This window comes from Metabacillus mesotrionivorans (assembly GCF_052171315.1).
Classification (GTDB): domain Bacteria; phylum Bacillota; class Bacilli; order Bacillales; family Bacillaceae; genus Bacillus_P.
This window is the reverse complement of record NZ_JBQMFF010000004.1, coordinates 143856-170731: the sequence shown is the minus strand read 5'-3', so window position 1 is coordinate 170731 and position 26876 is coordinate 143856. Positions and strand designations below refer to the sequence as shown.

At 45.0% G+C, this 26876-nt stretch carries 27 protein-coding genes; 7 read left to right on the top strand and 20 right to left on the bottom strand.

Features of this window, described 5'->3' with window-relative positions; translation table 11 throughout:
- Nucleotides 1-57: 57 nt before the first annotated feature.
- Nucleotides 58-1431 carry an argininosuccinate lyase gene (argH, locus tag ACTSEZ_RS13110; protein ID WP_369734632.1) on the bottom strand — a complete coding sequence of 458 codons (1374 nt, stop codon included), beginning with the start codon at nt 1429-1431 and terminating at the stop codon, nt 58-60.
- The gene (locus ACTSEZ_RS13105; RefSeq protein ID WP_369734631.1) at nt 1428-2639 is read right to left on the bottom strand and encodes an argininosuccinate synthase; all 1212 of its coding nucleotides are present in this window, start codon (nt 2637-2639) and stop codon (nt 1428-1430) included. Before ACTSEZ_RS13105 ends, argH begins: the two co-directional genes overlap by 4 nt.
- 188 nt (nt 2640-2827) lie before the next feature.
- Between ACTSEZ_RS13105 and ACTSEZ_RS13100 the strand changes: the two genes are divergently transcribed.
- Together ACTSEZ_RS13100 and ACTSEZ_RS13095 are read left to right on the top strand one after the other, a co-directional pair.
- Nucleotides 2828-3139, top strand: a complete 312-nt coding sequence (locus ACTSEZ_RS13100; RefSeq protein WP_369734630.1) for a hypothetical protein — start codon at nt 2828-2830, stop codon at nt 3137-3139.
- 223 nt (nt 3140-3362) lie between these two features.
- Nucleotides 3363-3542: a hypothetical protein gene (locus ACTSEZ_RS13095; protein ID WP_369734629.1), complete on the top strand. Its 180-nt coding sequence runs from the start codon at nt 3363-3365 to the stop codon at nt 3540-3542.
- A gap of 72 nt (nt 3543-3614) precedes the next feature.
- Here ACTSEZ_RS13095 and ACTSEZ_RS13090 read toward each other — a convergent pair whose 3' ends face one another.
- The 10 genes from ACTSEZ_RS13090 to sppA form a co-directional block, all read right to left on the bottom strand.
- A complete protein-coding gene (locus ACTSEZ_RS13090; protein WP_369734628.1) occupies nt 3615-4130 on the bottom strand; it encodes a MogA/MoaB family molybdenum cofactor biosynthesis protein in 516 nt (171 codons plus the stop codon).
- On the bottom strand, nt 4117-4971 hold the full coding sequence (locus ACTSEZ_RS13085; RefSeq protein WP_369734627.1) for an EcsC family protein: 855 nt from the start codon (nt 4969-4971) through the stop codon (nt 4117-4119). The genes ACTSEZ_RS13090 and ACTSEZ_RS13085 overlap by 14 nt, the downstream gene beginning before the upstream one ends.
- An 81-nt stretch (nt 4972-5052) precedes the next feature.
- Nucleotides 5053-6462, bottom strand: a complete 1410-nt coding sequence (locus ACTSEZ_RS13080; RefSeq protein WP_369734626.1) for a Na+/H+ antiporter NhaC family protein — start codon at nt 6460-6462, stop codon at nt 5053-5055.
- A 106-nt stretch (nt 6463-6568) separates the two neighbouring features.
- A complete protein-coding gene (locus ACTSEZ_RS13075) occupies nt 6569-7756 on the bottom strand; it encodes an acetate kinase (protein WP_369734625.1) in 1188 nt (395 codons plus the stop codon).
- Between the two features lie 243 nt (nt 7757-7999).
- Entirely contained in the window at nt 8000-8989 is a 990-nt protein-coding gene (locus tag ACTSEZ_RS13070; RefSeq protein ID WP_369734624.1) for a class I SAM-dependent methyltransferase, read from the bottom strand.
- Nucleotides 8990-9403: 414 nt separating this feature from the next.
- Complete coding sequence (tpx, locus tag ACTSEZ_RS13065; RefSeq protein WP_369734623.1) at nt 9404-9904, bottom strand: thiol peroxidase; 501 nt, start codon at nt 9902-9904, stop codon at nt 9404-9406.
- A gap of 142 nt (nt 9905-10046) precedes the next feature.
- A complete protein-coding gene (gene ytfJ, locus ACTSEZ_RS13060) occupies nt 10047-10514 on the bottom strand; it encodes a GerW family sporulation protein (RefSeq protein WP_029279096.1) in 468 nt (155 codons plus the stop codon).
- 15 nt (nt 10515-10529) lie between these two features.
- Nucleotides 10530-11231 carry a DUF2953 domain-containing protein gene (locus ACTSEZ_RS13055; RefSeq protein ID WP_369734622.1) on the bottom strand — a complete coding sequence of 234 codons (702 nt, stop codon included), beginning with the start codon at nt 11229-11231 and terminating at the stop codon, nt 10530-10532.
- 77 nt (nt 11232-11308) lie between these two features.
- Nucleotides 11309-11830: an RDD family protein gene (locus ACTSEZ_RS13050; RefSeq protein ID WP_369734621.1), complete on the bottom strand. Its 522-nt coding sequence runs from the start codon at nt 11828-11830 to the stop codon at nt 11309-11311.
- Nucleotides 11831-11845: 15 nt separating this feature from the next.
- The gene (gene sppA / locus ACTSEZ_RS13045) at nt 11846-12850 is read right to left on the bottom strand and encodes a signal peptide peptidase SppA (RefSeq protein WP_369734620.1); all 1005 of its coding nucleotides are present in this window, start codon (nt 12848-12850) and stop codon (nt 11846-11848) included.
- A gap of 162 nt (nt 12851-13012) precedes the next feature.
- Between sppA and ACTSEZ_RS13040 the strand changes: the two genes are divergently transcribed.
- Nucleotides 13013-13816, top strand: coding sequence for an NAD kinase (locus ACTSEZ_RS13040; RefSeq protein ID WP_369734619.1), 804 nt, complete (start codon nt 13013-13015; stop codon nt 13814-13816).
- A 755-nt stretch (nt 13817-14571) separates the two neighbouring features.
- A complete protein-coding gene (locus tag ACTSEZ_RS13035; RefSeq protein ID WP_369734618.1) occupies nt 14572-14910 on the top strand; it encodes a hypothetical protein in 339 nt (112 codons plus the stop codon).
- Nucleotides 14911-14997: 87 nt separating this feature from the next.
- Here ACTSEZ_RS13035 and ACTSEZ_RS13030 read toward each other — a convergent pair whose 3' ends face one another.
- The 6 genes from ACTSEZ_RS13030 to ACTSEZ_RS13005 all read right to left on the bottom strand — a co-directional run bounded on the left by ACTSEZ_RS13030 (nt 14998) and on the right by ACTSEZ_RS13005 (nt 21238).
- Nucleotides 14998-16572 carry an amidohydrolase gene (locus tag ACTSEZ_RS13030; RefSeq protein ID WP_369734617.1) on the bottom strand — a complete coding sequence of 525 codons (1575 nt, stop codon included), beginning with the start codon at nt 16570-16572 and terminating at the stop codon, nt 14998-15000.
- A gap of 94 nt (nt 16573-16666) precedes the next feature.
- Complete coding sequence (mbcS, locus tag ACTSEZ_RS13025; protein WP_369734616.1) at nt 16667-18244, bottom strand: acyl-CoA synthetase MbcS; 1578 nt, start codon at nt 18242-18244, stop codon at nt 16667-16669.
- A 124-nt stretch (nt 18245-18368) separates the two neighbouring features.
- On the bottom strand, nt 18369-18500 hold the full coding sequence (locus tag ACTSEZ_RS13020; protein ID WP_369734615.1) for a hypothetical protein: 132 nt from the start codon (nt 18498-18500) through the stop codon (nt 18369-18371).
- Nucleotides 18501-18604: 104 nt separating this feature from the next.
- On the bottom strand, nt 18605-18805 hold the full coding sequence (locus ACTSEZ_RS13015) for an alpha/beta-type small acid-soluble spore protein (protein ID WP_029279082.1): 201 nt from the start codon (nt 18803-18805) through the stop codon (nt 18605-18607).
- An 89-nt stretch (nt 18806-18894) separates the two neighbouring features.
- Nucleotides 18895-20094 (bottom strand): tRNA uracil 4-sulfurtransferase ThiI, encoded by a 1200-nt coding sequence (gene thiI / locus ACTSEZ_RS13010; protein ID WP_369734614.1) that lies wholly within the window; start codon nt 20092-20094, stop codon nt 18895-18897.
- 4 nt (nt 20095-20098) lie between these two features.
- Nucleotides 20099-21238, bottom strand: coding sequence for a cysteine desulfurase family protein (locus ACTSEZ_RS13005; RefSeq protein ID WP_369734613.1), 1140 nt, complete (start codon nt 21236-21238; stop codon nt 20099-20101).
- Nucleotides 21239-21480: 242 nt separating this feature from the next.
- Between ACTSEZ_RS13005 and brnQ the strand changes: the two genes are divergently transcribed.
- On the top strand, nt 21481-22830 hold the full coding sequence (gene brnQ / locus ACTSEZ_RS13000; RefSeq protein ID WP_369734612.1) for a branched-chain amino acid transport system II carrier protein: 1350 nt from the start codon (nt 21481-21483) through the stop codon (nt 22828-22830).
- 43 nt (nt 22831-22873) lie between these two features.
- Here the strand turns inward: brnQ and ezrA are convergent, their stop codons facing one another.
- Nucleotides 22874-24571 (bottom strand): septation ring formation regulator EzrA, encoded by a 1698-nt coding sequence (gene ezrA, locus ACTSEZ_RS12995; RefSeq protein ID WP_369734611.1) that lies wholly within the window; start codon nt 24569-24571, stop codon nt 22874-22876.
- Nucleotides 24572-24801: 230 nt separating this feature from the next.
- Here ezrA and hisJ point away from each other — a divergent pair, with 230 nt between their 5' ends.
- Nucleotides 24802-25605 (top strand): histidinol-phosphatase HisJ, encoded by an 804-nt coding sequence (gene hisJ, locus ACTSEZ_RS12990; RefSeq protein ID WP_369734610.1) that lies wholly within the window; start codon nt 24802-24804, stop codon nt 25603-25605.
- Between the two features lie 14 nt (nt 25606-25619).
- On the opposite strand, the gene refZ is transcribed toward hisJ, so the two are convergent.
- Entirely contained in the window at nt 25620-26264 is a 645-nt protein-coding gene (gene refZ / locus ACTSEZ_RS12985; RefSeq protein ID WP_369734609.1) for a forespore capture DNA-binding protein RefZ, read from the bottom strand.
- A 129-nt stretch (nt 26265-26393) separates the two neighbouring features.
- On the opposite strand from refZ, the gene msrC reads away from it, so the two are divergent.
- Nucleotides 26394-26873 carry a free L-methionine (R)-S-oxide reductase MsrC gene (msrC, locus tag ACTSEZ_RS12980; RefSeq protein WP_369734608.1) on the top strand — a complete coding sequence of 160 codons (480 nt, stop codon included), beginning with the start codon at nt 26394-26396 and terminating at the stop codon, nt 26871-26873.
- Nucleotides 26874-26876 lie beyond the last annotated feature (3 nt).

Here is a 26876-nt window from a genome sequence, read left to right as displayed (position 1 = left end):
TTGTGTTCCCTGTTATCGTTTGTGAAATCAGGAGGAAATACGATGGTAATATCTTCTTTATGACAGAGCGTCTTCAGCCTTAAGCAGCGCTTCCTTTACTTTTGAAAAACCAGTGCCGCCATCACTGATTCTCTTTGCAACGGCTGTGTAGGGATCGATCGCTTCAAACAGATCTTCTGAAAATAAATCAGATGCAGCTTTGTATTCAGCAAGCGGCAGATCTTTTAAGTAGATGCCTTTTTGGATGCACGTATACACAAGCTTTCCGACCACTTCGTGCGCTTCTCGGAAAGGCATGCCTTTTTTAGCAAGATAATCGGCAAGCTCGGTCGCATTTGAAAAATCCTCCGTTGTCGCTTTCTTCATTTTTTCTGCTTTGACCTTGAGTGTGCCGATCATTCCTGTGAAGATCTGCAGACTGCCTTCAACCGTGCGGACTGCATCAAACATGCCCTCTTTGTCTTCCTGCATATCTTTGTTGTATGCAAGGGGAAGACCTTTTAACGTTGTGAGCAGCGCAAACAGATTGCCGTAGACCCGTCCCGTTTTTCCGCGGATCAGCTCGGCCATATCCGGATTTTTCTTTTGAGGCATCATGGAGCTGCCGGTTGCATAGGTGTCATCAAGCTCGACAAACTGAAATTCCTGGCTGCACCAGAGAATCAATTCTTCACAAAGACGGGACAGATGCATCATCATGATCGAGCTGTTGCTTAAAAACTCAACAATGAAATCACGGTCGCTTACGCCGTCAAGGCTGTTTTCATAAATGCCGTCAAACTCCAGTAGCTCAGCCGTCAGCTTGCGGTCAATTGGAAAAGTGGTGCCTGCGAGAGCACCGCAGCCAAGCGGGGAAAGGCTGATCCGCTTCAAGGATTCCGAAAATCGCTGTTTGTCCCGCTCAAGCATCCAAAAATAGGCAAGGAGATGATGAGCAAATGAAATTGGCTGGGCTCTTTGAAGATGTGTATACCCCGGAAGAATAGTCTCCACATTTTCTTTCGCCTGCTTGAGAAGCGTTTCCTGAAACGCAGAGATCAGTCCGACAATTTCGTTCACATGGTTTTTCAGATACAAGTGCATGTCCGTCGCCACTTGGTCATTTCTGCTTCTCCCTGTGTGAAGCTTGCCTCCGACTGGACCAATCTCATCGATCAGCAGTTTCTCAAGATTCAGATGGATATCTTCATAATCCACTGAAAAAGAAAGCTCTCCGTATTCTGCTTTTTCTTTCAGAAGAAGCAGGCCGGATTTAATCTGCTCTGCTTCTTCAAGTGAAAGAATCCCGCATTCGCCAAGCATATGAACATGTGCGAGGCTGCCCTGAATGTCTTCAAAGACTAGCTCTTGATCAAATGAAATAGATGCGCCAAACTCATCTACCCATTTCTCGGGTGTTTTTTGAAAACGGCCTCCCCACAGCTTTTTCATACATTCACCTTCTTTTTCCCCTGCACCATGCTGCTTACTTTTGTCGGAAGTCCATACAGCGAAATAAATCCGACTGCAGCACCGTGGTCAAAGGAATCTTCGGTTGTGTAAGTTGCAAGCTTTTCATCATAGAGGGAATACTCCGACTTTCTTCCTTCTACAATGGCATGCCCTTTAAACAGTTTGACACGAACTGTGCCTGTCACATATTCCTGCGTTTCTTTCAGGAAGCCCATCAGCGCATCTTTTAGCGGCGAGAACCAAAGACCGTTATAAATCAGTTCGGTCAGCTTCATTTCAATGACCGGTTTAAAGTGGGCCACTTCTTTCACCAGCGTCAGATCCTCAAGCTCCTTATGAGCTTTGATCAGCGTCATGGCTGCAGGGCATTCATAGACTTCACGGGATTTGATGCCCACAAGGCGGTTCTCAACATGGTCGATCCGTCCGACTCCATGATTGCCCGCAACTGTGTTTAAATGAAGAATCAGATCAGAAAGCGGGTAAGAAACGCCATTTAGCGTAACAGGAACCCCTTTTTCAAATCCGATTTCAATGATTTCAGGCGTGTCAGGTGTATGTTCCAGCGCGTTCGTCAGATCATAGGCTCCTTCCGGCGGAGCAGCCCACGGATCTTCTAAAACGCCGCATTCATTGCTTCTTCCCCATAAGTTCTGGTCGATTGAGTACGGGCTGTCAAGGTTGACCGGGATTGGAATGTTGTTGTCCATTGCATATTGGATTTCTTCTTCCCGCGACCAGCTCCACTCACGAACAGGCGCAAGCACTTCAAGGTCAGGATTCAATGCTTTGATGGATACTTCAAACCGCACCTGATCGTTTCCTTTTCCCGTGCAGCCGTGGGCTACAGCTACAGCCCCTTCCTGTTCAGCAACCTCTACAAGTTTCTTAGCAATGAGCGGACGGGACAGCGCGGATACAAGCGGATACTTTCCTTCATACAGAGCATGTGCCTGCAGAGCAGCGAGTGCATATTCATCAGCAAATTCTTTTTTCGCATCGATCACATACGATTTAGAAGCGCCGACCTGAAGGGCTTTGCTTTGAACAAACGCCAGGTCTTTTCCTTCTCCAACGTCCAGGCAGCAGGCCACAACTTCATATCCTTGATCCTGAAGCCATTTAACTGCAACTGAAGTATCTAATCCGCCTGAATAGGCAAGAACTACTTTTTTATTTTCGACCATCTTTAATTTCCCCTCTCGGATGTATAAATATTAATTTAGATTTATATTAATTCATTTTAATAACTATCACTTTAACAAGTTATCGCCTGTTTTTCAATACATTTCTTAAAAGTTTTTACGATATTTTCGTGAATTGTATACAGCCCTCATGTAGAATGAAAGAAAATCATGCCTACGGGGGAATGAAGATGAAGCATTTTGTATTCAGCAGCCGGCTGGGAATCTACATCCCGCGGCTTGAAATGGAGTGGGAGAAGCTTACGGAGCAGGAACAGGAATCCATTCTTATGCAGTGGGAAAAAATCCGCGGCCATATACCCGATCAGATTGCAGCGATCGAAAAGATCATAAACAAGAAGCAGGCAGCACTCAATTCAGAGGATGACTTTACTGTTTCCTGCAGGCTGAATTCAGAAATCTCGGAGCACGCGTCGGTCATTAACGACCTTTGGCTGTGGTTCAGGCAAAATCAGCATGTGTCGGAGAGGATGCATCAATAAACAACCTTAAGAGCAGGTCATTCGCATTGAATGTGCCTGCTTTTTGTCCTGATAAGCAAAACCGTATGAAAAGGATATATCTTTTTGTGTTATAATTGTAAAAAATAGTAAAATAAGGATAAATGTCATCTGGTTTTCATTTGCAGCAGCCTTTGAGATGGAATACCTTACAATCTAAACAGTGAACAAAAAACGACCAAAAACCGATGGGAGCGTGACCGAAATGATCTGGTTGTATATTTTGACACCTGTAGTTCTTCTAGGGGGCCTTGCTGTTTATTTCGATAGGAAGTCCGGAAGCATCCCCCCTGATGAAACGGTCCAGGATGAAAAATCAGGGGAAGTGTACAGTCAAAACGGCATGAATTCCAATGGTTTTCATGATGGCGGATCCGGTTATTAAATGAATATCAGCTGTAAATAAGAAAAAGCACCGCGCTCTAAGCGGTGCTTTTCCTTTGGTTTCCGTTTTTGTTCATGAGAGATCTTTCTTCAATTCTTTCACTATATGTCCAAGCTCCGGCAGAATGAGTTTCTCCATTGCAAGTCTGACTGCTCCGGTTGAACCGGGCATGGAGAAAACAATCGTATTGTCGGCGGTTCCTGCGGCCGCCCTGCTCAAAATGGCGGCAGAACCGATGTCTTCCTGATAGCTGAGCATGCGGAAGATCTCGCCGAACCCTGGAAGTTCCTTTTCGAAAATGCCGGACACAGCTTCAAGTGTAACGTCTCTTTTTGCAATGCCTGTGCCGCCGCTGATTAATACAGCATCTATATCAGGAGCTTTGCAGCCGCTGACTGCTGCATTTTTTATGAGCATTACTTCATCGGGAACTATTTCATATTCTGCTGCCCCGTGGCCTGCTTTCTCTAAAAGAGATAGAATGAGCCTGCCGCTTTTGTCTGTATCTGCTGTTCTGGTGTCGCTGACGGTGATCACTTTACAGGATACACGGACAGGAGCCATTTTTTTGTGCTCAATTGAACTCATGCTTTGAATCCTTCTTTTCAAGCAGAAGCCTGTATCTGTAGAATTGATGGGCAAACTCCGTGATCTGCCGTGTCATCTGGTAGTTCACCCCGGCCCCGATTGCCATTCCGATCAATGGTATGCCGCCAATCATTTTTTTTCTCAGCATCGATATCGCTGATACTTTAACAAGCTGCTTCACAAGATGATCAAGTGTCGCCTGATTGGCAAACCCATCTTCTCCTTCATAAAAGAAGGGATGGCTCTCGCTGTCCTGCAATTCTTCCTTAAGGGAAGTCCATTGCTCATACCTCAGGTGCTTAGGCAAAATGGCTGCATGATAAACCTTTAAAGAAGTCATCATCTCATACGGGGTGTTCACTTCATATCCATAGCTGAGTGCCGTCATTTGAACGGCGCGGAGGTTGAGCAGCATTTGGGCAGGCAGATCAATTCCCATCAGCAATAGTCCGCCCGTACCGGCGAGGCCGCCCTGAACGAACGAATAAAGCCTGTGCTTTGACAGCTGAAGATCGGATAAATAATGCAGCTGGTCAACAGATAATTTTTTCAGGTCCTCTATCTGTTCGATTTCATCATGAAATGTCTTTGCCGTCATCAGAAGCTGCTGTCGGGCATCCTGCTGCACATGAGAGTTTTGAATAAACGCATGCAAGTGAAACAAAATATCGTCCAGTTTGCCGAAAAATTTCTCTTTCAGCGGCCCCGGCAGCTGATTCAGTTTTCTGTTCAGCCATTTGTCGTATGTCCGTCCGAAATCCGAGCGAAGATCCTCCCGCATGGAGTCTTCCCATCTTTCGATTTCTAAAAGCAAGGCGGTTTCACGTTTTGTTAGCCCCATGTTCAGCCTCCTGTACATCTCCATTGTTTTCCTTATTATATCACAGGGACCGCTCCGTGCATCAGGATGTAATCAAGTCTCTTAGTTAAGAAAAAATCCCGCACATGCATACAGGACCGCAGCTGCAGCACAGCCGACGGCGGTAAATTTCAATTTATACCTTGCATAGGACACAACCGGCATTTCCAAAATGGATGCTGTTGTTATTGTCGTATCTCCAAGCGGAGATGTCATGGCCCCAAACGCCCCGCTTGCAAAAACCGCTCCGACTGTCAAAGGCAGTGATGCTCCTGAAGCAGCTGCGAGCGTCATTCCAAGAGGCATAAACAGCCCCCACGTCCCCCAGGAGGATCCGATGAAATACCCTACTCCCGAACCGAGCAAAAATATGATGGCCGGGACAAAAGCAGCCGGCAGCACATTTCCAAGCGTTGAGCTGATAAAATCTGAAAACCCGATATCTTCTGCAGAAAGAGACAATGCCCACACAAGGATCAAAAGAATAATTGCCTGCATCAGCTGGTTGCCTCCGTCGTAGAAGTGATAGAGCGTTTCTTTCAGCGGCACACGCCTTATGCTGTAAAACACAAATGTCAGAACGAGTGTTAAAAACACAGCAAGCAGCATGACAAATGTGGCATCCGCTTTTGCAAATGCCTGAAAAAGGGACTTTGCACCTTTTTCCATCCCGTCCTGCCACAGCAGAAACATCGAAAGACCCAGCAGGAAGAATAAAGGCACAATCAGGTGCCACGGCTGAGCCTCTACTTGTTCAAGCTCTTTTTTAAGCCCGATGCCATGATAGGGATGTTCCTCTGCTGCTTCTTTCTTTTCATCCTGCTTTTTCTTCGGCTTTTTAAACGTGCTGACAAGACCAAGAACCAGCATCGCGATGGCAAAAAAGTTAAACGGGATACTCTGGAGATAGATTTGATATGGCGGAAGATCGAGCTGATTCCGCTCAATTCCCCCTTCTACAAGTGACAGCATAAATCCCGTAAATGCCGTTCCCGCCGGCAGGAGAACAATGGTTGAGGCTGTTGAAACGTCCATTGTAAATCCTACTTTTTGTCTTGAAAGCTCGCTTTTTTCCATCAGCGATTTAATGACCGGGCCGATCATCATGATCCTGAACATCGGCATCATAAACGTAAACGGCAAAGACAGCCAGATCATGCTTAAAAGGCCTCTTTCTGATTTGACCCTTTTGCCTACCCATTCTGAAAAACCTTTAATGCCCCCGGAGATCTTCATCATGCCGACAAGTCCGCCGAACAAATAAAGAAACCCGATAATCTGAATATTTGTATCATCTTCAAGTGTTTTTAATACATACTTCAAAACCTGCTCAAGCCCTCCAAGCAGGTCTGGTTTTACAAGATAAGAACCGATAATAAGACCCGCTACAAGTCCGGGCAGTATTTCCTTCAGCCATATGGAAAAAGCAATAACGATGAGAAACGGTACAAGTGAAAGCCAGGCATACTCCATAATTGGCGCTCTCCTTTTGCATGACATTTCTGCTTAGTATTGCCTATAATGGCCATTATTTGCGCAAAAAAAGACAGCCATTTTGCCGGCTGTCTTTTGCGTTTCATTACTTTGCAATGCGCTCTACGTCGCGTGCAATCATTACTTCTTCATTTGTAGGGATGATCATGACTTTAACCGGTGAGTGAGGATAGCTGATAAACGCCTCTTCACCGCGCACCTGGTTCAGCGAAGGATCCCAGTAAACACCCATGAATTCAAGACCGCGGAGAACGCGCTCACGAATATCAATGCTGTTTTCGCCGATTCCTGCCGTAAAGATGATCGCATCTACACCGGACATGCGCGCTGCATAAGAACCGATGTATTTATGAATTCTGCTTGCAAACACTTCAAGAGACGTTCTTGCACGCTCGTTTCCTTCTTCAGCAGCTTTTGTAATGTCGCGAAGGTCTGAAGACAGTCCAGAAATACCGAGCAATCCGCTCTTTTTGTTCAAGATATCAAGCACTTCAATCGCTGAGTGTCCTGTTTTTTCCATGATGAACGGAATAAGGGCAGGGTCAATGTTCCCTGAACGCGTACCCATTGCAACACCTGCAAGAGGTGTGAAGCCCATAGAAGTATCAATAGACTTTCCGCCTTCAATAGCAGCGATGCTTGCGCCGTTTCCTAAGTGGCATGAAATCAGGCGAAGTTGCTCGATCGGACGGCCAAGAAGCTCAGCCGCTCTTTCTGATACATATTTATGCGACGTACCATGGAATCCGTATTTGCGGATGCCGAACTTTTCATAGTACTCGTATGGAAGGCTGTAAAGGAAAGACTGATCAGGCATTGTCTGATGAAAAGCAGTGTCAAAAACGGCTACAGCCGGCACATTTGGAAGCACTTCTTTAAATGCCTTGATTCCGACAACGTTTGCCGGATTGTGAAGAGGAGCAAGCTCTGACAGCTCTTCAATTTGTGCAAGTGTTTCCGGTGTAATCAGGACGGAATCGTCGAACTTTTCGCCACCGTGAACAACACGGTGTCCGATTCCTTCAATTTCATCAAGTGATTGAATGATGCCAAGGTCTGTCAGCTTAGAAAGAAGAATTTTAACAGCCACTGCGTGATCTGGAATTTCCGTTGTTTCTGTTTGTTTTTCTCCGTTCACAGAAATCGTGAATACAGCTTTGTCTAGCCCGATGCGCTCAACAAGACCTGCTGTCAGCACTGTTTCTGCAGGCATTTCAAACAACTGGAACTTCAATGAAGAGCTCCCAGCATTAATTGCAATTACTTTTGCCATAATGGTTACCGCTCCTTTTTATATAAAAACACGTTTGTGTATTAAAAAAATAAAGAAAATCGTTTCTTCTTTATTCTTTACAAATGAACCCGAATATTATCTGCCTTTCTCATTTAAACATTGCATGTCAGACATTTCAAGTGCAATTCACCCCTGCAATCGTTTACAGTTCATATTCATTTAATTCTGACTTTTTGTGTTGTCAGACATAAAAAAGAACCGCGTTATAGCGGTCCCTGAATGTTATTTATTTTCTTTGAACCAGCCGTCAAGCTGCTTCATGATGGACTGCATGCCTGCTTTATCAGAGAAGCTCGGCAGCTCAGCAAGCATGGCGTGCTTCGGTGCAGAAACACCTTCGCCTTTCTTTTGAAGAATAAACAGGCTTTTTTCATGCTGCTTGTCTTTAAACAGGGTCTGCGGGAGCTTCAAAAGACCTTGAACAATAGCATGATCCTTTAAGTATGCTTTCAGCTTCGGTGCTTCTGCAGACTCAAAAAGATGATTCGGCACAATAAAGAAAAGATAGCCGCCCGGTTTTGTATAGTTCAGACTCTGCTCAATAAACAGGTGATGGGAGTATGAATGGCCGCTGTCTGCTTTTAATTTGAATTTGTCTGCACCGACATCATTTGGATAATACCCTACAGGCAAATCGCAGATGACGTAATTTACGGGATCTACATAGAGCGGCTCAAGAGAATCCTGGTTATAAAACTGAACAGTATGCTCTCCAAGATTGGCATTCAGGTAGGCAAGCTTAATCAGGAGGTCATCCACTTCCACACCGTAGCTCAGCACATCCTCCCCGCCAATATGGTTAAGAACGGCCGTGAGAAGGTTGCCCGTCCCAACAGCAGGATCAAGAATCGAAATGTTCTTTTCCCCGGCTGCAAACTTGCTTACCAAGTAGCCTGTAAACAGCCCGACTGTATCCGGAGTCATCTGGTGATTGGCATGGGCGCCATCTTTAAGACCCTTTAGAATAACAAGCTGAAAGGCTTTGCGGATCTCTTCCTTTTGAAAAGAAGAGATGTTTGCCTGTTCATATTTTTTTGCAAGATTCTTTTTCGTGACCTCGCTCATTTCATCCTGCAGCACTTCATTCTGGAAAAGATTTTCTCCGGTTTCAGCTACGGCTTCAATATATGTAAGGTTGCATTCTTTTGAAATAATCTCGGCTGATTCATTCATCATCGTGAACAGCTTTTCAACATTCGAAACGGCTTGCATGGTCGTTTCCTCCTTCATGGTTCGTATCCCTCATTCTACTCATCAGGAGGGGATAATTCAAGCAGGATTGCCTGGGCGGCAAAAAGCAGAACACTTTCTCTTCTCGCATACTTGTAGAAAGTGCTGTTATAACCAGATTAGAACATTTTCTCTTCTCTTGTGGCATTGAAAAGTGCTGCTAAAACAAGTTTAGAACATTTTCTCCTCTAATGCGGGTGTGGAAAGTGCTGTTATAACCAGATTAGAACACTTTCTGACCTCTGACGATTTTGGAAAGTGTTCTTAAAACCCGAGTAGACAAATATTTTTATTTTCAGGTGTGAGAAGGGCAGCTCTATATATTTCACTGCTCGGTTCAATGCACAAAAAAAGAACCTCGCTGCCCAAAGGGCAAGAGGTTCTCCGGAAGACTGATCAGTTGGCAGCTTTAGCAGCTTCGATTGCAGCATCATAGTCTGGATGGTTTGTTGCTTCGCTCACGTATTCTACATACGTTACTTTGTCATTGCTGTCGACAACGAATACAGCTCTCGCAAGAAGTCTGAGTTCTTGGATGTGTACGCCGTATGCTTCGCCAAAGGAAAGGTCGCGATGGTCAGAAACGGTTTGGACATTTTCGATGCCGTTAGCTGCACACCAGCGTTTTTGCGCGAATGGAAGGTCGACGCTGACAGTCAGCACTTTCAGGTTGTCAATTTTTGAAGCTTCTTCATTAAAACGGCGCGTCTGTGCATCACAAACACCTGTGTCGATAGAAGGAACGACAGAAAGAATGCGGACTTGTCCTTTTGAATCGGACAGTGAAACTTCTGATAGATCATTGGCAAGCACTGTGAAATTTGGAGCTGTATCTCCGACTTTTACCTCGTTTCCAATAAGTGTTACCGGATTTTGCTTGAATGTAATAGACGCCATTTAATATTCCTCCTCCGAAAATATGTACAGTGTAAATATAGCCTGAATCAGGCGCTGTTGCAACGGATAAGGGCATCAATCCTCTAAATTGTTCAACAATTACAACAAAAAACGCCTGTCATTTTATGACGGGCGTCCGGGCTTAAATATCAAAATCATCTTTTTGCTGCTGATGACCAGTGTGGCTGTGATCATTTTTGTTCTTTTTGAAGATTCCCTGGATTTTTTCCACTGCCTGTGGAGCCGTATCGAGAATTCGTTCGTACAGGTGTGTGCTTTCATCTAAATGAAGCATTTTAATTCCGTTGTGGCCGACAATGAGAAAGGCAATCGGCGTGATTGAAACTCCGCCGCCGCTTCCGCCGCCAAACGGATGTTTATGGTGGTCATGCTGACCGCCAGCTGTTCCGCCGGTATTCTTTTCTTCAATACCCGTTCCATTAAATTCACTGCCCCCTGCTGCAAACCCGAAACCAACCTTTGAAACGGTCAAAATGACGCTTCCGTCAGGTGTTTCGACAGGGTCGCCGATGATTGTGTTCACATCAATCATCTGCTTAAGATTTTCCATAGCCGTTTTCATCAGGCCCTGAATTGGATGATCGCTCATAATAAGGTTCCTCCTTTAAGCTGGTGTGTTCTTTTTCTTGGACAAAAAAGAAAACTGCTGATCCCGTAAAGTTGGACGTCCGCCTCTCCAGTATTTGAGCAGGCGCAGTCCCGCCAACATAGCATGCCCTGTTCGAAAGTGGAGCATACATGAAAGCATCGTTTTTGAACTCTTTTGATAAAAATTCGGCTCAATTGAAAGAATGGGAGGTTTCTTCAGTTTCATGTAATGGCTGATGATGCCGAGAGCCGCTCCTTTTAATGTCCACCCGGGTCCAATAAGAAATCCTGTTTCAGCGGCGTCGCCTGTGCCTATCTCTGACCGCCACTCAAACTTCGTAATGGAAATATGTGCGAGAAACCGTTTCACGATCGCATGCAGATGCACAATGTGCTCGGTCAATTCTTTCACATCCTTTATGCTGGTCAGCATATCATCAGGAGAAATTTTTTCGTCACTGTTCTTAGGCTTTTGATTTTCGCCGACTGCTTTTTCTTTTTTCAGCAGCAGGTTCGGTCCATCAGGATCCACTTTAATTAAAGGAATTTTATAGGTGTATTTCAGCAGTCCAAACAGAGCTCTAAGTTTCAGGCTTATTTCATCGTCGTGTCCCACGTGTCTGATATCAGCGATAATCGTTATTTTCATAAACAAGAAAAGCGTAATAAAAAAAAGTAGTGCAATAGCGCAAATCCATATCCAAACCACCTGTTTCACATCCTTTCAATCCTCCAGTATCGTCCTCGGCAAAAAAAAATAAACCTGCGGCGGCCGCAGGTTTATTTCCTCAAAGCTTATTGTGTCCTTGCCGGAGCAAGGGTTCTTTCGCTTTTTCTCAGATATTCAGTTACAACGGCTGTATCTGCAAACAAATCGTGCACTCCCTGTTTCTTTGGAGTGAATGCTGCGACTGCGTAGCCGATCCACGTGAACTTTGAAATAAATCGCCCGATAAACTCTCTGAACAGAACGGTGCTCCATGTCAGTTTTTCCTGTTTAACAGAAATCACTTTCAGACCAAGCACCATTTTACCGAGAGTTTGCCCGAGAAATTTCGTCATCAGGACAAAATACGCGTAAAAGACGGCCGCGGAACAAATCGCGATCGGAGAAAAAATAAACGTTTTCGATACTGGAATATCCAGCCATGTAAAAAGCGGATGAAAGACAATCCGGTTGATGCTCCAAATGACAATGATATCAATCAGATACGCCCAGAATCTAAGCCAGAAGCCGGCGTAGTGGACATCCATTTCTTCTAGGTGATAAAGAGGCTGCTCCCGGGTTTGGCTGTTTTCTTCAAACGTAGCATCCATCTGCAAACCCTCCTTTTATTCTGAGTACAAATACATCATTCTCGGTGAATTCGACTGCGAGAAGAAACGGTATAAGCCCATCAGCTCAAATTCCTCGCTGAACACTTTTGTTGCGCCAAGTGACAGCAGTGAATCAAGTCCGGCATTCATTTCATACTCGACTACCTGTGCACCGTCGATCTTCAAATCTTTTTTCATGCCTTTTAAGGCATCATCAGAGTATCCCAGTTCATCAATCAAGTTCAGCTCTTTTGCCTGGCGCCCATCATAAATACGGCCGTCTGCAATTTTTCTTACTTCTGCATCTGACATCCCGCGCCCGCCTGCAATAACGTCGACAAATCCGCTGTACGCATTATCAACCATTGCCTGAAGGATTTTGCGGTCTTCAGCTGTCATTTCCCGGGAAGGAGACATGATATCTTTAAACTCCCCGCTCTTGATCGTTTCGAACTTCACGCCGTATTTCTCAGCAAGGCCGCTGTAATTCACTCCCTGCATGATGACGCCAAGCGAACCGGTTAAAGTATCCGGGGCTGCGTAAATTTTATCGGCAGGGGCAGAGATATAATAGCCTCCTGAAGCAGCTGTCGTTCCCATTGACACATAGATCTTTTTGTCATGCTTTTCTTTTGCATCCATCAAATGTTTATGTATTTCCGCACTCTCCACAACTCCTCCGCCCGGAGAATTCACTTTGAGCATAATGCCGCTGACATTGTTGTCTTCCGCTGCAGCATCAATCATTTTCAGGAACTGCTGATGATTGTAGCCTGCCGTCTCAAAAAAAGACGTCACATTTTCACCCGTGTCCTGAATCACGCCGTTCACTTCAAGGACGACGATTTTGTCTGATTCATTTCCTGCTTCAAGCACCGTCTCTGCAAATTCTTCATTTGCTGAAAGTGCATCTGTAAAGGCATTGCTGTTGGCCAAAGCCATACTTGTCAAGCTGATCACAACGGATACTCCGAACAGAACAGCTGCGGTGACAAGTGCCCCCCATCGTTTCCCATTCATGCTGATTCCTCCTAAAACAGTTTCTGCAGGCCGAAAAACCTTTAGCCTGGCACGTGCAATTATTTTAATATTTAAGATGAAAATGGTAAACTAAACACCATAAAGTATTGTAACACCATTTTCTAGGAATGTGTAACTTTTCCAACATTAAGGAGGATCACCATGACAGATAATCGGCGCAATGTTTACTTTTTCTACAAAAAACAGGATGATTTAGTACATAAAGTGGAAGGGCTTACTTCCCTCGCTTCCGAAAATGGATTTACAGTTGTGCAGGATGCAAAACAGGCTAACATCATTGTCAGCATTGGCGGGGACGGCACATTCCTTCAGGCTGTCAGAAAAACCGGATTCAGAGAAGACTGCCTGTATGCAGGAATTTCCGTAAAAGGAACTGTAAGCCTTTACTGTGATTTTAAAATTGAAGAAACAGATAAAATGATTGAGGCCATGAAGGAGGCTCAAGTGGAGGTAAGACGTTACCCGATCCTGAATGTAACCGTTGACGGCCATACATCCTTCCAGTGCCTGAACGAATGCTCTATCCGCTCCGGCATCATCAAAACGTTTGTTATTGACGTCTTTATTGATAACCTTCACTTTGAAACATTCAGAGGCGACGGCATGATCATCTCTACGCCAACAGGCAGCACGGCCTATAACAAATCCGTTCAGGGAGCAGTGGTTGACCCGCTTCTGCCATGTCTGCAAGTAAGCGAGCTTGCCTCTTTGAACAACAATAAATACAGGACACTCGGTTCCCCGTTTATCTTAAGCGGAGACAGAAAGCTTACACTGAAAATCGTTCAGGACGGCAATGACCACCCTGTCATCGGCATGGACAACGATGCCCTGAGCATCCGCCACGTTGAAAACGTCGAGCTTTCCCTAAGCCCGTCCATGATTAAAACCGTTAAGCTTAAAGACAATTCCTTCTGGGAAAAAGTGAAGCGGACGTTTTTATAAAGAAAAGCGGAATCGCCCGTTTAGCTCCGGGAGTCAGATAAGGAAACGGCGGTAAAGGCGCTATTTGCCTTTGCCGACGGTTCCGTTCTGACAGAGGAGTTGGGGCGATGGAGCTGGACACCGAGAAAAGCGGAGCCTTCCGTTTAGCCCTGACAGGCAGAAAAGAAATCACCGGAAAAGTCCGGGTTTGACTTTTGCGGGGATTTTGTTCTGACGGAAGGGCTGGGAGGCGGAGCTGGACACCACGAAATGCGGAATCGCCTTGGTCAGCTCCGAAGGGCAGAAAAGGATCCGACGGAAAAAGCCGGTTTTGCTTTTTACGGCGGAGCCGTTCTGACCGAGGAGTTAGGCGATGGAGCTGGACACCACTTAAGCTAATGACTGTGGAGGAATGACAGATTGGCATTCTGGTTTTATTACCCTGTATTTCGTGATTGATGAAATACAGGGTATTATTTCGGCTTTTTGCATCCCTATATTCTGCTACTGCTGATTTATAGGGCAGTATTTTTCCTTTTTGCATCCCTATATTCTGCTACTCCTAATTTATATGGCAACATTTCGGCTTTTTGCATCCCTATATTCTGCTCCTACTGATTTATAGGGCAGCATTTCGGCTTTTTGCATCCCTATATTCGGCTACTCCTAATTTATAGGGCAGCATTTCGGCTTTTTGCATCCCTATATTCGGCTACTGCTGATTTACATGGCAGTATTTTGGCATCTTGCCGCTCCATAATAACCGCCAGAGGAGGATGAACGGAATTTCAAAATTTGTTTTGCACGCTGTCTCCAATTTCCTCTTCGGTTCCGTCTTTCAATACATGTTTGTCTTATTTGTTATACTCTTCCTTTATGTGAGTGAAGCTCTGGGCTATACATTAGATCCGACATTGGAAAAAGGATTATTGATTCCTTTTCTTTTCATTACCGCTGCGGCAGGTTTTGTTTACTTTTCCGCAGTCATCTTGACAAACATGTATTACAGGAAGAAAATCAAATTGAAAAAAACGCATTTTCTACTGCTCACTTTTCTTTTCTTTTCATCAGGTGTTTTTGCAAACGGAGAGAGAATAGCAACCTTTTTCAATTGATGAAGCGATTGAATGAACTGCAAAGCAGCAATAAAAAAACGCCTGGAAAACCAGGCGTTTTTTATTACCTTCTAATCCAGCGTTCATTCACTTCTTCTCATACACAACCGTATCATCAACAACCGTCATAACCACTTCGGTCTCAAGAAGGGCATCTTCTTCAAAGATATCCCTGCTCAGGACGGTAAAGTCTGCGGTGTAGCCTTTTGCGATGCAGCCGTATTCATGTTCATGATGCACGGCATACGTGCTCCCTTTAGTGTATAGCTCCACCGCTTCATATACCGACAATCTCTCTTCTGGAAGATAGACCTGCCCGTCGTAAATGCTCTCTCTTTTTGCAGCTGAGTAAATTCCAAGGAGGGGATCGATCGGTTCAATCGGCGCATCAGATCCCCCTGCACATTTCACGCCTTCTTTAATTAGCGTTTTCCAGGCGTAGCAGTACTTTATTTTATCCCGTCCGATGCGGTCCATCACCCATGGAAAGTCACTTGATGAAAATCTGGGCTGAATGTCGAGAATAACAGGGAGTTTCTTTACACGTTCAATCAGTTCCGCGTTCAGAATTTGAGCGTGAATCAGCCGGTCGTGCTGATGCTTTTGACGGGGAGGATTCGCCTCAATTGCATCAAGCGTTTTTTCAAAGGCGAGGTCGCCAATCGTGTGAATGGCAGCCTCCATGCCATACCCTCTGGCTTTTTGAATCAGGCTGTGAAGCCCTTCATCTGAGTGGATGCTGACGCCATTTGTTCCGGGATCATCTTCATAAGGCTCGCTTAAGAGAGCCGTTCTTCCCCCAAGTGCACCATCGGCAAATAGCTTCATTGCGCCGAATTCGATAAACGGCCCCAAATCCCGCTCTTTCTGCTGAAATTCATCTGTTATATGGTGATGAACAAGAAGATGCGCTCTAAACTTTTTCTTTTCTCCATTAATCACTGAGTCAAATGCGCCAAGAACATTTTCCAGGCTGCCGTAGTAAGACAGATCTTCGGTATGTCCTCCAACAAGACCTTTTTTATGGCAGTCCTCGATCGATTTCAGCAATGCTTTATGTAAATATTCCTTTGAAACCTGCGGCTGCGCCTGAAAAACAAGCTCCTGGGCCCCATCATGCATATAGCCCGTCGGATCTCCGTCCTTATCCCGGACAATCACGCCGCCTTCCGGGTCAGGAGTTGCTGCAGAAATACCTGCCAGCTCCATAGCTTTTGTATTCACAATGACGGCATGATGGCAGATACGTTTAATTAAGATGGGATGAACCTCTGAAATGTCATCAAGCTCTCTTCTGTGAAGGATTTTGCGGTCAGGAAATTGGTTTTCATTAAACCCTTCTCCGATAATCCACTCACCGTGCTGAATAGTCTTTGCACGCTCGCGCAAGCTATCGAGCACTTCCTCTGAAGAAGCCATTTCTGAAAAATCAAGGTGCATCAGCTTTTCGCCATGGCCAATCACATGCATATGACTGTCTGTAAAACCCGGCAGCATCGTATGTCCGTCTAAATTCATTTCTGTTGCCCCGGGATATAAAGACCGGAGTTTTGCCAGGTCCCCCGTTTCTTTAATGAAGCCATTTTCTGTATAGACCGCTTCAACTGTATCTCTTTCTTCTATTAAAGTGTAAATGTTCCCGCCGAACCAAAGCGTGCCCACGTTCTCATTCCTCCAGCTCATTCATTTGAATCTATGGTATCATTCAGAGCATGGAAAAACCAGACAGAGAGCTCCTGTCTGGTTTTCACTGAATTTAAGCTTCTGCAAGCTCGCGCTGTCTGAGCTCAATCCGTCTGATTTTGCCTGACGTCGTTTTTGGCAGTTCCTCGACAAATTCAATTTTACGCGGATATTTGTAAGGTGCTGTCAGTTCTTTGACATGATCCTGAAGAGCTGGAATCAAATCCGGTGAGGAGGCATCCACTTCCTCCTGAAGCACGACAAATGCTTTTACGATGCTTCCGCGAAGCTCATCTGGACTTGCGACAACCGCGCATTCCTTGACGAAAGGATGCTTGACGAGCGCATCTTCAACTTCAAACGGTCCGATTGTATAGCCTGAGCTGATGATGATATCGTCTCTTCTGCCTTCAAACCAGAAGTAGCCGTCTTCATCCTTTCTGGCGCGGTCACCTGTAATATAGTAGTCTCCTCTGAACTGCATGGCAGTCCGCTCGGCATCTTTGTAGTATTCTTTGAACAGGGCAGGAGTATCAACATGCACAGCGATGTCGCCGACTTCACCAACCGCACAGATGTCTCCGTCCTCATTGATGATTTCCACTTTATTGCCCGGCGTCGGCTTGCCCATAGAGCCAGGCTTCAGCTGCATTCCTTTCATCACGCCGACGAGCAGTGTATTTTCAGTCTGGCCGTAGCCGTCTCTTACTTCTATGCCAAAGTAATTTCTGAACGTATCAATCACTTCACGGTTGAGCGGTTCACCTGCTGAAACGGCGCTGTGCAGCTCAGGAAGAGAATAATCCTTCAGATTGTCCACTTTGGCCATCAGGCGATACTCTGTAGGAGTACAGCAAAGTACGTTTACTTTATAATCCTGAAGCAGCTGCAGATACTTCTTAGGTTCAAAGCGGCCGTTGTACACAAGTCCCGTTGCCCCTGATCCAAGAACCGATAAGAACGGGCTCCAGATCCATTTTTGCCAGCCTGGTCCCGCCGTCGCCCAGACAACATCGTTCTCTTCAATACTGAGCCAATTGCTTGCAGCGGTTTTAAGATGGGCAAAAGCCCAGCCGTGCGTATGAACGACGCCTTTTGGATTGCCGGTTGTTCCGGATGTGTAGGACAAGAAAGCGTGGCTGTCTCTCTTTGTTTCTGCCATCTTGAGATCGCCTGACTGCCCGGCAGCCTCTTCTTCAAGACTGTACCAGCCTTCTGAAGTCCCTCCGACAGCAAATTTATGCAGGCTGTCATATTCTTTAATCCCGCTGCATTCCGCAGTAAAGTCGGTGTATGAAATGATGGCTTTCACATCTCCGTGGGTCACCCGGTATTGAAGATCCTTGGTGCGCAGCATTTCTGAGCTTGGTATGACAACAAAGCCTGCTTTAAGAGCTCCCAAGTAAACCGCATAAGCTTCTGGAAACCTCGGAATAATGACAAGAATTTTATCTCCCTGCTTGAGGCCCTTACTAAGTAAAGCGCTTCCAATTCTGTTCGCTCTGTCTAGAAGCTGTCCGTATGTAAGTTCCTGTTTTTCTCCCTGCTCATTTTCCCATTTAAGAGCGACCCGGTTTGCATCTTTTGCGTGTTTTTCAACTTCTTCTACTAAATTGTAGATTTCTGGCGCAATTAGTTCATTTCTCAGCATCAGTGACCCCTCCTTGTACTTTCTATTCGATTATACATAATAATTTAACATTTTTGAATATTATTACAAAATAACTTCCTTTTTTAAAATTAAAAAAAGACACGGATAGAATCCGTGTCCTGTCTTAACTCTGTTCATTTGATTCTACTGCATTTTTAGGTTCGTTTCTTCGTTTTCTGCCTTGCTTTCTTGACTTTTGAAGCTTTTGGTTCTGTTCCGGTCCCTCAGAAAACTCAGTGCGGTTGTTTTTTGTCATGTTTGGCAGCCTCCTCTATATGAATTGCTCATAGAGCAAAAAAGGGCAAAGAAAAGAGCGGGGTATGATCCCCACCCTTCGTAGCCATATCTATTTAGTTCAGGTTATTTTGAAAATCCACCCATGTTTTGTTGAGCGTAAGATACTAGACGTTTAGTGATCTCACCGCCAACAGAACCGTTAGCACGAGCAGTTGTTTCAGGTCCTAAGTTCACTCCGAACTCAGAAGCGATTTCGTATTTCATTTGGTCGATCGCTTGTTGTGCGCCTGGTACTACTAGTTGGTTTGAGCTGTTGTTTGCCATGTGTTTTCACCTCCTTGTGAGTATAGATTGTGTAAAAACACATGGCTTCATACAAACTTAATTTGGTAATTGTTCACAATTTCCTTTCATTAAAAGAATTCATCGAATTCTTCTTCAGAAGCAGCAGACAATTCCACTAATTCAGTCCGTTCAACAGCTTTTAAAATCATCGGCTCAAAATCAAGAAAGCTTTCAAAACGCTGCGCTTTCTCAAGCTTTGGCTTCGTTGCCGGTGATGGAGGCGTAAAAATGGTGCAGCAGTCCTCATATGGCAAGATGGATGTATCATGCGTGCCGATCTGCTTTGCAAGAGAGATGATATCTTTTTTGTCAGAGGCAATCAGCGGCCTGATGATAGGCGTGTTCGTCACGTCGTTAATGGCATACATGCTTTCAAGCGTCTGGCTTGCCACCTGCCCGAGACTCTCTCCTGTCACAATGGCAAGCGCGTCATGCTTCTCCCGTATCTTATCGGCTATTTGCAACATCATCCTGCGCGTGGAAGTCATGACATAGCTTTCAGGAACCTGCTTTTGAATCGCTTCTTGTATCTCTGTAAAAGGAACGATATGCAATCTGATTCTGCCCCCGAAAACAGTAAGCCTGCGGGCAAGATCAATCACCTTTTGCTTTGCCCGCTCACTTGTGTACGGCGGGCTGAAAAAGTGGACAGCTTCAAGCTCTATCCCTCTTTTCATCGCAAAATAGCCGGCTACAGGACTGTCAATTCCTCCTGAAAGCATCAAAACGGCTTTACCGCTTGCACCTGCCGGCAATCCGCCGATGCCCTCGTAGTCTTTGGAAGACAGGTAGGCTGCTTCCCCGCGGACCTCAACCCTTACGTCAATATCCGGGCTGTGTACATCTACAGTCAGTCCGTCAGTATTTTTCAATATATGGCTGCCTACTTCATAATTAATTTCATTTGTCAGCAATGGAAATGTTTTATCCGCTCTTTTAGCAGAAATTTTGAACGAGTCTCCTGCCTTGTATTGGCCTTCTATTAAAGCGAGAGCACCATTTTTGATTTCTTCCAGTTCTCTTTTCGTCTTCAATACAAGACTGAAGGAGTGAATGCCGAATACGAGCGGAAGCTTCTCAAGAATCCCCTCGTGATTTTCCCCGTTCAAGTTGATATAAAGCCGGTCGCGGTTGCCCCAGTATCCCAGTGCAGGATAATCAGACAGCACCGATTTGAGGTTTTGCTTCAGACAGTTTACGAACCATCTTCTGTTTTTTCCTTTAGTGGTAATTTCCCCGTACCTTACCATAATGTGCTCATACTTCATAAAACTACCTCGCAAGTTTCACTAGTTTTTTTACAGATGCTTCTAAAACGGTTAAAAACCGCTCCAGGTCTTTATCTTCTGTGTCGTACGAAAGGCTCACCCTGATGGAGCTTGAAGCAGCTGACCCGCTTTTTCCCATCGCAAGCAGCACTGTGCTGCTGCGCTTTCGCTTTGAAGAGCAGGCCGAGGTGGTGGAGACGTAAATCTCTTCCTGTTCAAGCATCCGCAATAGAACTTCAGCCTCTGTACCCGGCACGGAAAAGTTGATAATATGGTCGGCCGACTGCCCGCCAGGCGTGTTGATCTGGACCGTTTCCATATTTGCGAGCCCCTTAAATAGGAAATGCTTTTGACGTTTCATCTTTTCCCGGTTCGATTTGTACCGTTCAGTCGACATTCTTAGTGCTTTTGCCATCGATGCAGCAAGAGCAGCACTTTCCGTTCCGGAGCGTGCCTGCATTTCCTGATCGCCTCCTGAGAGCATCGGCAAAAGCTTTACCCCTTTTTTCATATAAAGGGCACCGCATCCTTTCAAACCATGGAATTTATGGCCTGATATGGTGCACAAATCAATATGTTCAAGCGACAATGGAACCTTTCCTGCTCCCTGGACAGCATCCACATGAAATGCGATTCTCGGGTACGCCTCAAGCATTTCTCCTATTTGTTCAACAGGCTGAATGGTCCCAACCTCATTATTTATATGCATGATTGACACCAAGATCGTGTCAGGTCTAATGGCTTCTTCTACCTTTTCTATTGTGATCATCCCGTACTCATCCGGCTGCAGGTATGTAACGTCAAAGTCAAAGTGTTCCTGCAGCTGCTTGATGCTTTCAATGACTGAGGGATGCTCAATCTTGCTTGTGATGATGTGTTTTCCATGATGTTTTCGCGCAAGAGCTAACCCTTTGACTGCCAGATTGTTCCCTTCAGTGCCGCCTGAAGTAAATATGACTTCGTTTTCTTCGGCACCTAAAAGCATGGCTGTCTGCCTTCTTGCCTGCGTGAGAACCTTTTCCGCTTCAGCTCCCAGGCTGTGCAGGGAGGAAGGATTGGCAAAAAACCGGGTTGCAACTTGTGAGAAAGCGTGCAATACTTCATCGTATGGTTTTGTTGTAGCGCTATTGTCCAGGTAAATCATTTCCTGCTCCTCCTGTGTACAAACGAGGATGATATCCTCAATCTTAATAGTTTGCACGAAACAAACAATCATAATAACACAGTTTGATGAAATAAGAAATCTTTCAAATAACATTTGACAGATTTAATTTTTAGAATATAATAAAAATTGATTTAATCACATTTTTCGACAAATTTTTCGGCGGATGTGATAGGATGTAAACGGATACATTGTTAGTACGTATATCTCAGGGGGATTTTTTGATGTCGAATAAATCGTTAACCATAAAAGAAACATTTGTTATAGGACTGATGCTGTTTGCCTTGTTTTTTGGCGCAGGGAACCTGATTTTCCCTCCGGCACTGGGGCAGCTCTCAGGAGATCACATGTGGACGGCGATTATAGGCTTCCTTATTACAGGTGTGGGACTTCCGCTTCTTGGAGTCATTGCCATCGGGCTGTCCGGCAGTGATATTCAGTCGCTTGCCGGCAGAGTCCATCCGCTGTTTGGATTCTTCTTTCCTTTTGTTCTCTATCTTGCAATTGGCCCAATCTTTGCGATTCCCAGAACGGCGACCGTCACATATGAAATTGGAGTGATTCCATATTTGCCGGAGTCATTGAGCGGGAACGGCTGGATCCTGTTTCTTTTCACGCTGGTCTTTTTTGCAGTAACGTACTGGCTGTCACTGAACCCTACCAAACTAGTTGATACAATCGGTAAACTGCTTACGCCGGTGCTGCTTTTAGTACTTGCCCTGATTACAGTGAAAATGCTGATTTCTCCGCTTGGAACGTTTGAAAGTCCCACGAAAGAGTACGAGAACGGCGCGTTTTTCAAAGGGTTTCTTGAAGGCTACTTGACCATGGACACACTTGCGGCACTGGTTTTCGGAATTGTTGTCATCAATGCGGTGAAAGACAAGGGAGTTACGGACAGATCCCAAATAGCAAAAATTTGCTTGAACTCAGGGCTAATTGCTGCTGCCGGACTCATGCTTGTCTATATTTCATTGGCCTATCTAGGCGCTACAAGCGTCTCAAAAGTTGGATACCTTGATAACGGCGGAGCTATTTTATCTGAATCTGTTCATTACTTATTCGGATCTTTTGGAAATGCAGTCCTTGGGACGGCCATCCTGTTTGCATGCCTGACTACAAGTATCGGACTCGTTTCTTCCTGCGGCAATTATTTTTCGAAAATTTTCCCAAGTCTGTCTTATAAAACGATTACCTTAATCATTTGCCTGTTCAGTATGACAGTGGCAAACGCCGGATTAACAAAGCTGATTTCGTTTTCTGTTCCTGTTCTGGTGGCGTTGTACCCTCTTGCCATTGTGCTGATTGCTTTATCTTTCTTCCACTCCTATTTCAGGGGGGCAAACGAAGTTTATCTTGGAAGCCTGCTTTTTACATTTGTGATAAGCGTCGCTGACGGTCTAAAAGCGGGAGGACTTCTTCCAGCAGGACTGGACGCCTGGATGAAAGGGAATGTTCCATTGTTTGAATACGGTATTGGCTTTATAGTCCCTGCTGCAGTCGGCGGCGTTCTGGGATATGTCTATTCCTCGTTCAGAACGGCACCAGCTTCACCAGACAGCCGGAGAAAGTAACAAATAAAAAAGATCCCGCACCGTTGAAGGTGCGGGATCTTTTTTATTTGGACGTCTGTTCTTCCAGCATGCTTTGAAGCTTTGACAGCGAGCCAGGCTCAACCTGTTCCAAGGCTGCAGCTGCTTTATCGAGCGACTTTGTATATTCATAATTGCGGAAGTGATCCTCCGCTTCTTTCAGCTGTTCAGCAAGCGTACCATTTCTTCTCCTGTACTTGTTGCCGTACTGAATGACTTTCTCTGTCAGGTAGACTTGTTCAATCATTTCGTCTGACTGTCTTGAAAAAATTTCAATATGAGCAGTCGCTTCTTCAAGGATACGATTAACATCGATCATATTAAGCGGGATTTCTTCAAGCTTTCGGCCTGCGTCTGCGAGAGAACGCTTCGCTTCTTTCAAAAGTTCTGCAAGATTTGGCGGCAGTCCCGGAACGTTGCTTTTTTGAATCTTCCGGCTTGCATCATAAAGCTGTTTTCTTCCTTCAGCAAGGGCTGCCCGCGCTTCTCTTTCTTCTTTCCTCAGTGCACGGAGCATTTCACTGAACTCCTGGTGCTCTGCACGCACTTCTTCGATTTGTCTTTGGAGCTGTTCGAGCTCTTCCTTCAAAATGGAATGGGCCAGCTGTTCGGACTGAAGCTTGTTCTGGATAAGAGAAAACTGTTTGCACAGCGCTGAAATCTGTTTTTCAATCTTACGGCGGCGGTCAAGGTCCACTTCTGAAATCTGGTAGCTTTCTTTGACAAGTTCCGCTTCTTCTTCTGTTTCCTGACGCTTTTTAAGAAGATCTGCAAGCTGCTCATCTATTTTTACAGCAGCGGTCTGGACGAAATGATGGGCGAGTACTTCTTTTTCAAGCAAGTCGTAAAAAGTATCAATCGCTTCCTGCATCTCTTCTATATTTTCTTTTACTTCGAGAGTCTCGCCTTGAGCAAGAAGGGCCATATACGCCTCCAGCTGTTTGTTCATTTTTTCAAGCTCTGTCTCAAGCTGGATATGCTTCAGGTGGAATCCGTTATCAAGCATTTCCTGATAGCCGTCAGACAGCTCTGAAAGCTGATTTGGAATGACAGTCTGACATTCTGCGAGCAGCTTTGGAATTTCGTCAATCTTCTCAAGGAGAATATGGATCTCGTCCTTTTGCCCCAGAAGGATTTCACGTGCTGCAAGGTAATTCCCTTCTTCTGTTTCCGTTTCAAACTGCTTAAGCGCCTCAGTGATTTCTGCAAGCCTGATTTCAAGCGCCGCATGCGACTTTCCGAAGGTATGGCTGTGCGCAAGCAGGGTCTTCTTCGCTTTTTTGACCTGTATTCTTACCTCTTCGATTTCTGTGCTGTTTTTCTCTTCACTTGTAATCAGTTCATCAATTTCAGAGATGATGATTTCAATTGATTCGTCAACAAGCTTAAGCGTTTTCTCGATATGTTCAAGCACTTTTTTCGATTTTGAAAAGCGGTACTTGTCTGCGTAATCCTCTGCATCAAACAGGAGCTCCTCTACTTCCGGAAGCTGGGCTGTCAGGATCTCGTCCCACTCTTTTCTCCACCGCTCAAATAATTCTTCCGCCTGTCCTGTCATCTTTAAATCTTTGACCTTTGAAAGCTCATCTGCAATCGACCGGTTCATAATTTCGATTTTCAAGGCTTCCAGCCGGTCTACTTCTTTGTAAATATTTCTTCTGATTGCGTAGCCGACTCCAAATAAAACCAGCAAAATGACAATAAGTCCAATAACGACTTCCATAGTGAGCCCCCTCGTTGTGTTCCAGCAAATCGTCATAACAAGGTATAATATATTTATATGAATGTAAGTAACGATTGTCGAATTTTCATATGTAATCAGTTCATTATACGGTTAAATGTTTTTTCATTGTATTTATGATACCATGTAAACGACAATTTTTGACCGGTATTTTAAATTTTTTTGCACAATTTATCGCCATATTTCGCGGTACTTGAGAGGGGATTTTCTGCATGAGAAAAAAAGACGGACATGTACATACGCCATTTTGCCCGCACGGCTCTGATGACAGCCTTGAAATGTATGTTGAAAGGGCTTTGAGTGAAGGATTTGAGGAGCTGACTTTTACAGAGCATGCCCCTCTTCCGGAAGGGTTCATTGATCCTGTTCCAGGGAGCGACAGCGCTATGAGCCGGGCTAAATTGGAGGATTATATTACCCGGGTCACTGCAGTGAAAAAGTCCTTTGACGGAAATATAAAAATTAATCTCGGCTTTGAAGTGGACTTTATCCGCGGTTATGAAAAAGGGACAGAACGCTTTTTAAACGACTATGGCCCGTACATGGATGACGGGATTCTGTCTGTTCATTTTCTGAAACCCGGCACTGAGTATCAATGCCTTGATTTTGACAGTGACACCTTTTTAAAAATGGCTGAATCGGCCGGCGGCGTAAGGAAGCTGCATGAACTTTACTATGAGACTCTGCTTGCTGCAGTTCAATCAGAGCTTGGTCCTTATAAGCCGGGCAGGCTTGGACATCTGACGCTTATAAAAAAATTCCAGAGAGCATTTCCGGCTGAGTTTGACTTAAAAGACCTGCAGCTGTCCCTTCTTTCTGCTGTTAAAAAGAACCGGATGGAACTCGATTTTAATACAGCAGGACTCAGAAAAGAACTTTGCGGCGTGCTCTATCTTGACGGATGGATGATCAGGGAGGCACAAAAACAAAACATCCCTCTCATATACGGGTCTGATGCCCATAGTGCAAAGGATGTTGGAGCACACTATTTTCATTATGAGGAGGCCCTTGTCTGATTTGGAAGGATTCCTTACACAATCGCTTCCTTCTTTGACGGATCGCATAAAAGATGGTCAATCCAGATTTCGATTTCGTGAAAATACTGTTTCACGAAGTAGATTTCATGTGTTTGAATATAGAGGACTTCGCTCATATATTGCGGCTGAAGGTACGGCATGTTCAGAAGGCTCTTCAGCTGTACAAGAATGTGGGCCATCGGTGCTTTCCGGAACTGTCCGGAGAGGATGCCCTCTTCAAGAATGGCTTTAAAAAAGTACTTCTCTTTTGTGAGATACGTTGTCATCACTTCTCTGATCAACATAGAGTCGAGGGTTACTTCTCTCAGAACAAATCGTGCAAGTTGACGGTTTTCATGCTGATAGTTTAGAATATCCCCAATCAAGAGAAGCAGGCAGTTTTTTGGTGTTTCACGGCTCAGGCGGAGATAGCCTGTTTCAATGACTGAAAGGTATCCTTCATAATACTTTGAAACCAAGTATTCCAGAAGGCCGCCCTTTCCATTAAAGTAATAGGAGATGTGAGCAACATTGACATTCGCTTTTTTGGCAATTTCCCTCACGGATGTGCCGTTAAAGCCCTGTGTGTTGAACAGTGCTACAGCTGCATCGATGATCTTTTCTTTCGTTTGATTGGAGGCGTTCGGCTGCACTGGCATAAATCTCACCCCTTTCATCATTACTTTGTACATTCAAGAAAATAGGAGAATATCCTCTATTCTTTTCTCGACAAAGTTTGTCCGCACGCTTATAAACGCGTGAAAAATACACAAAGGTGGGGAAATATCGTGTTTCATGTCGAAAATTACAGCGGAAAACAAGAAGAAAATTACGAAATGCTCATTAAGCAGCTGAAGGCTTTGCTGCATGGAGAAAAAGATGCCATTGCCAATCTGGCCAATGCGTCGGCTCTATTAAACCAGTTTCTTGAGGAGATCAATTGGGTCGGTTTTTATCTTTACAAAGAAAGCGAGCTTGTTCTTGGCCCGTATCAGGGATTGCCGGCGTGCGTCAGAATACCTGTCGGAAAAGGCGTCTGCGGGACCGCTGCTCTTAACCGCAAAACGGAGAGAGTGGCGGATGTTCATGCTTTTCCGGGACACATCGCGTGTGATGCAGCATCTCAGTCTGAAATCGTCGTCCCGATGGTGAAGGACGGGGAGTTAATCGGCGTCCTTGATATTGACAGTCCAATTAAAGACAGATTCAGTGAGCTTGACCAAAAGTATTTGGAGAAGTTCACGGAAACACTTATTGAATTTCTATGAGTT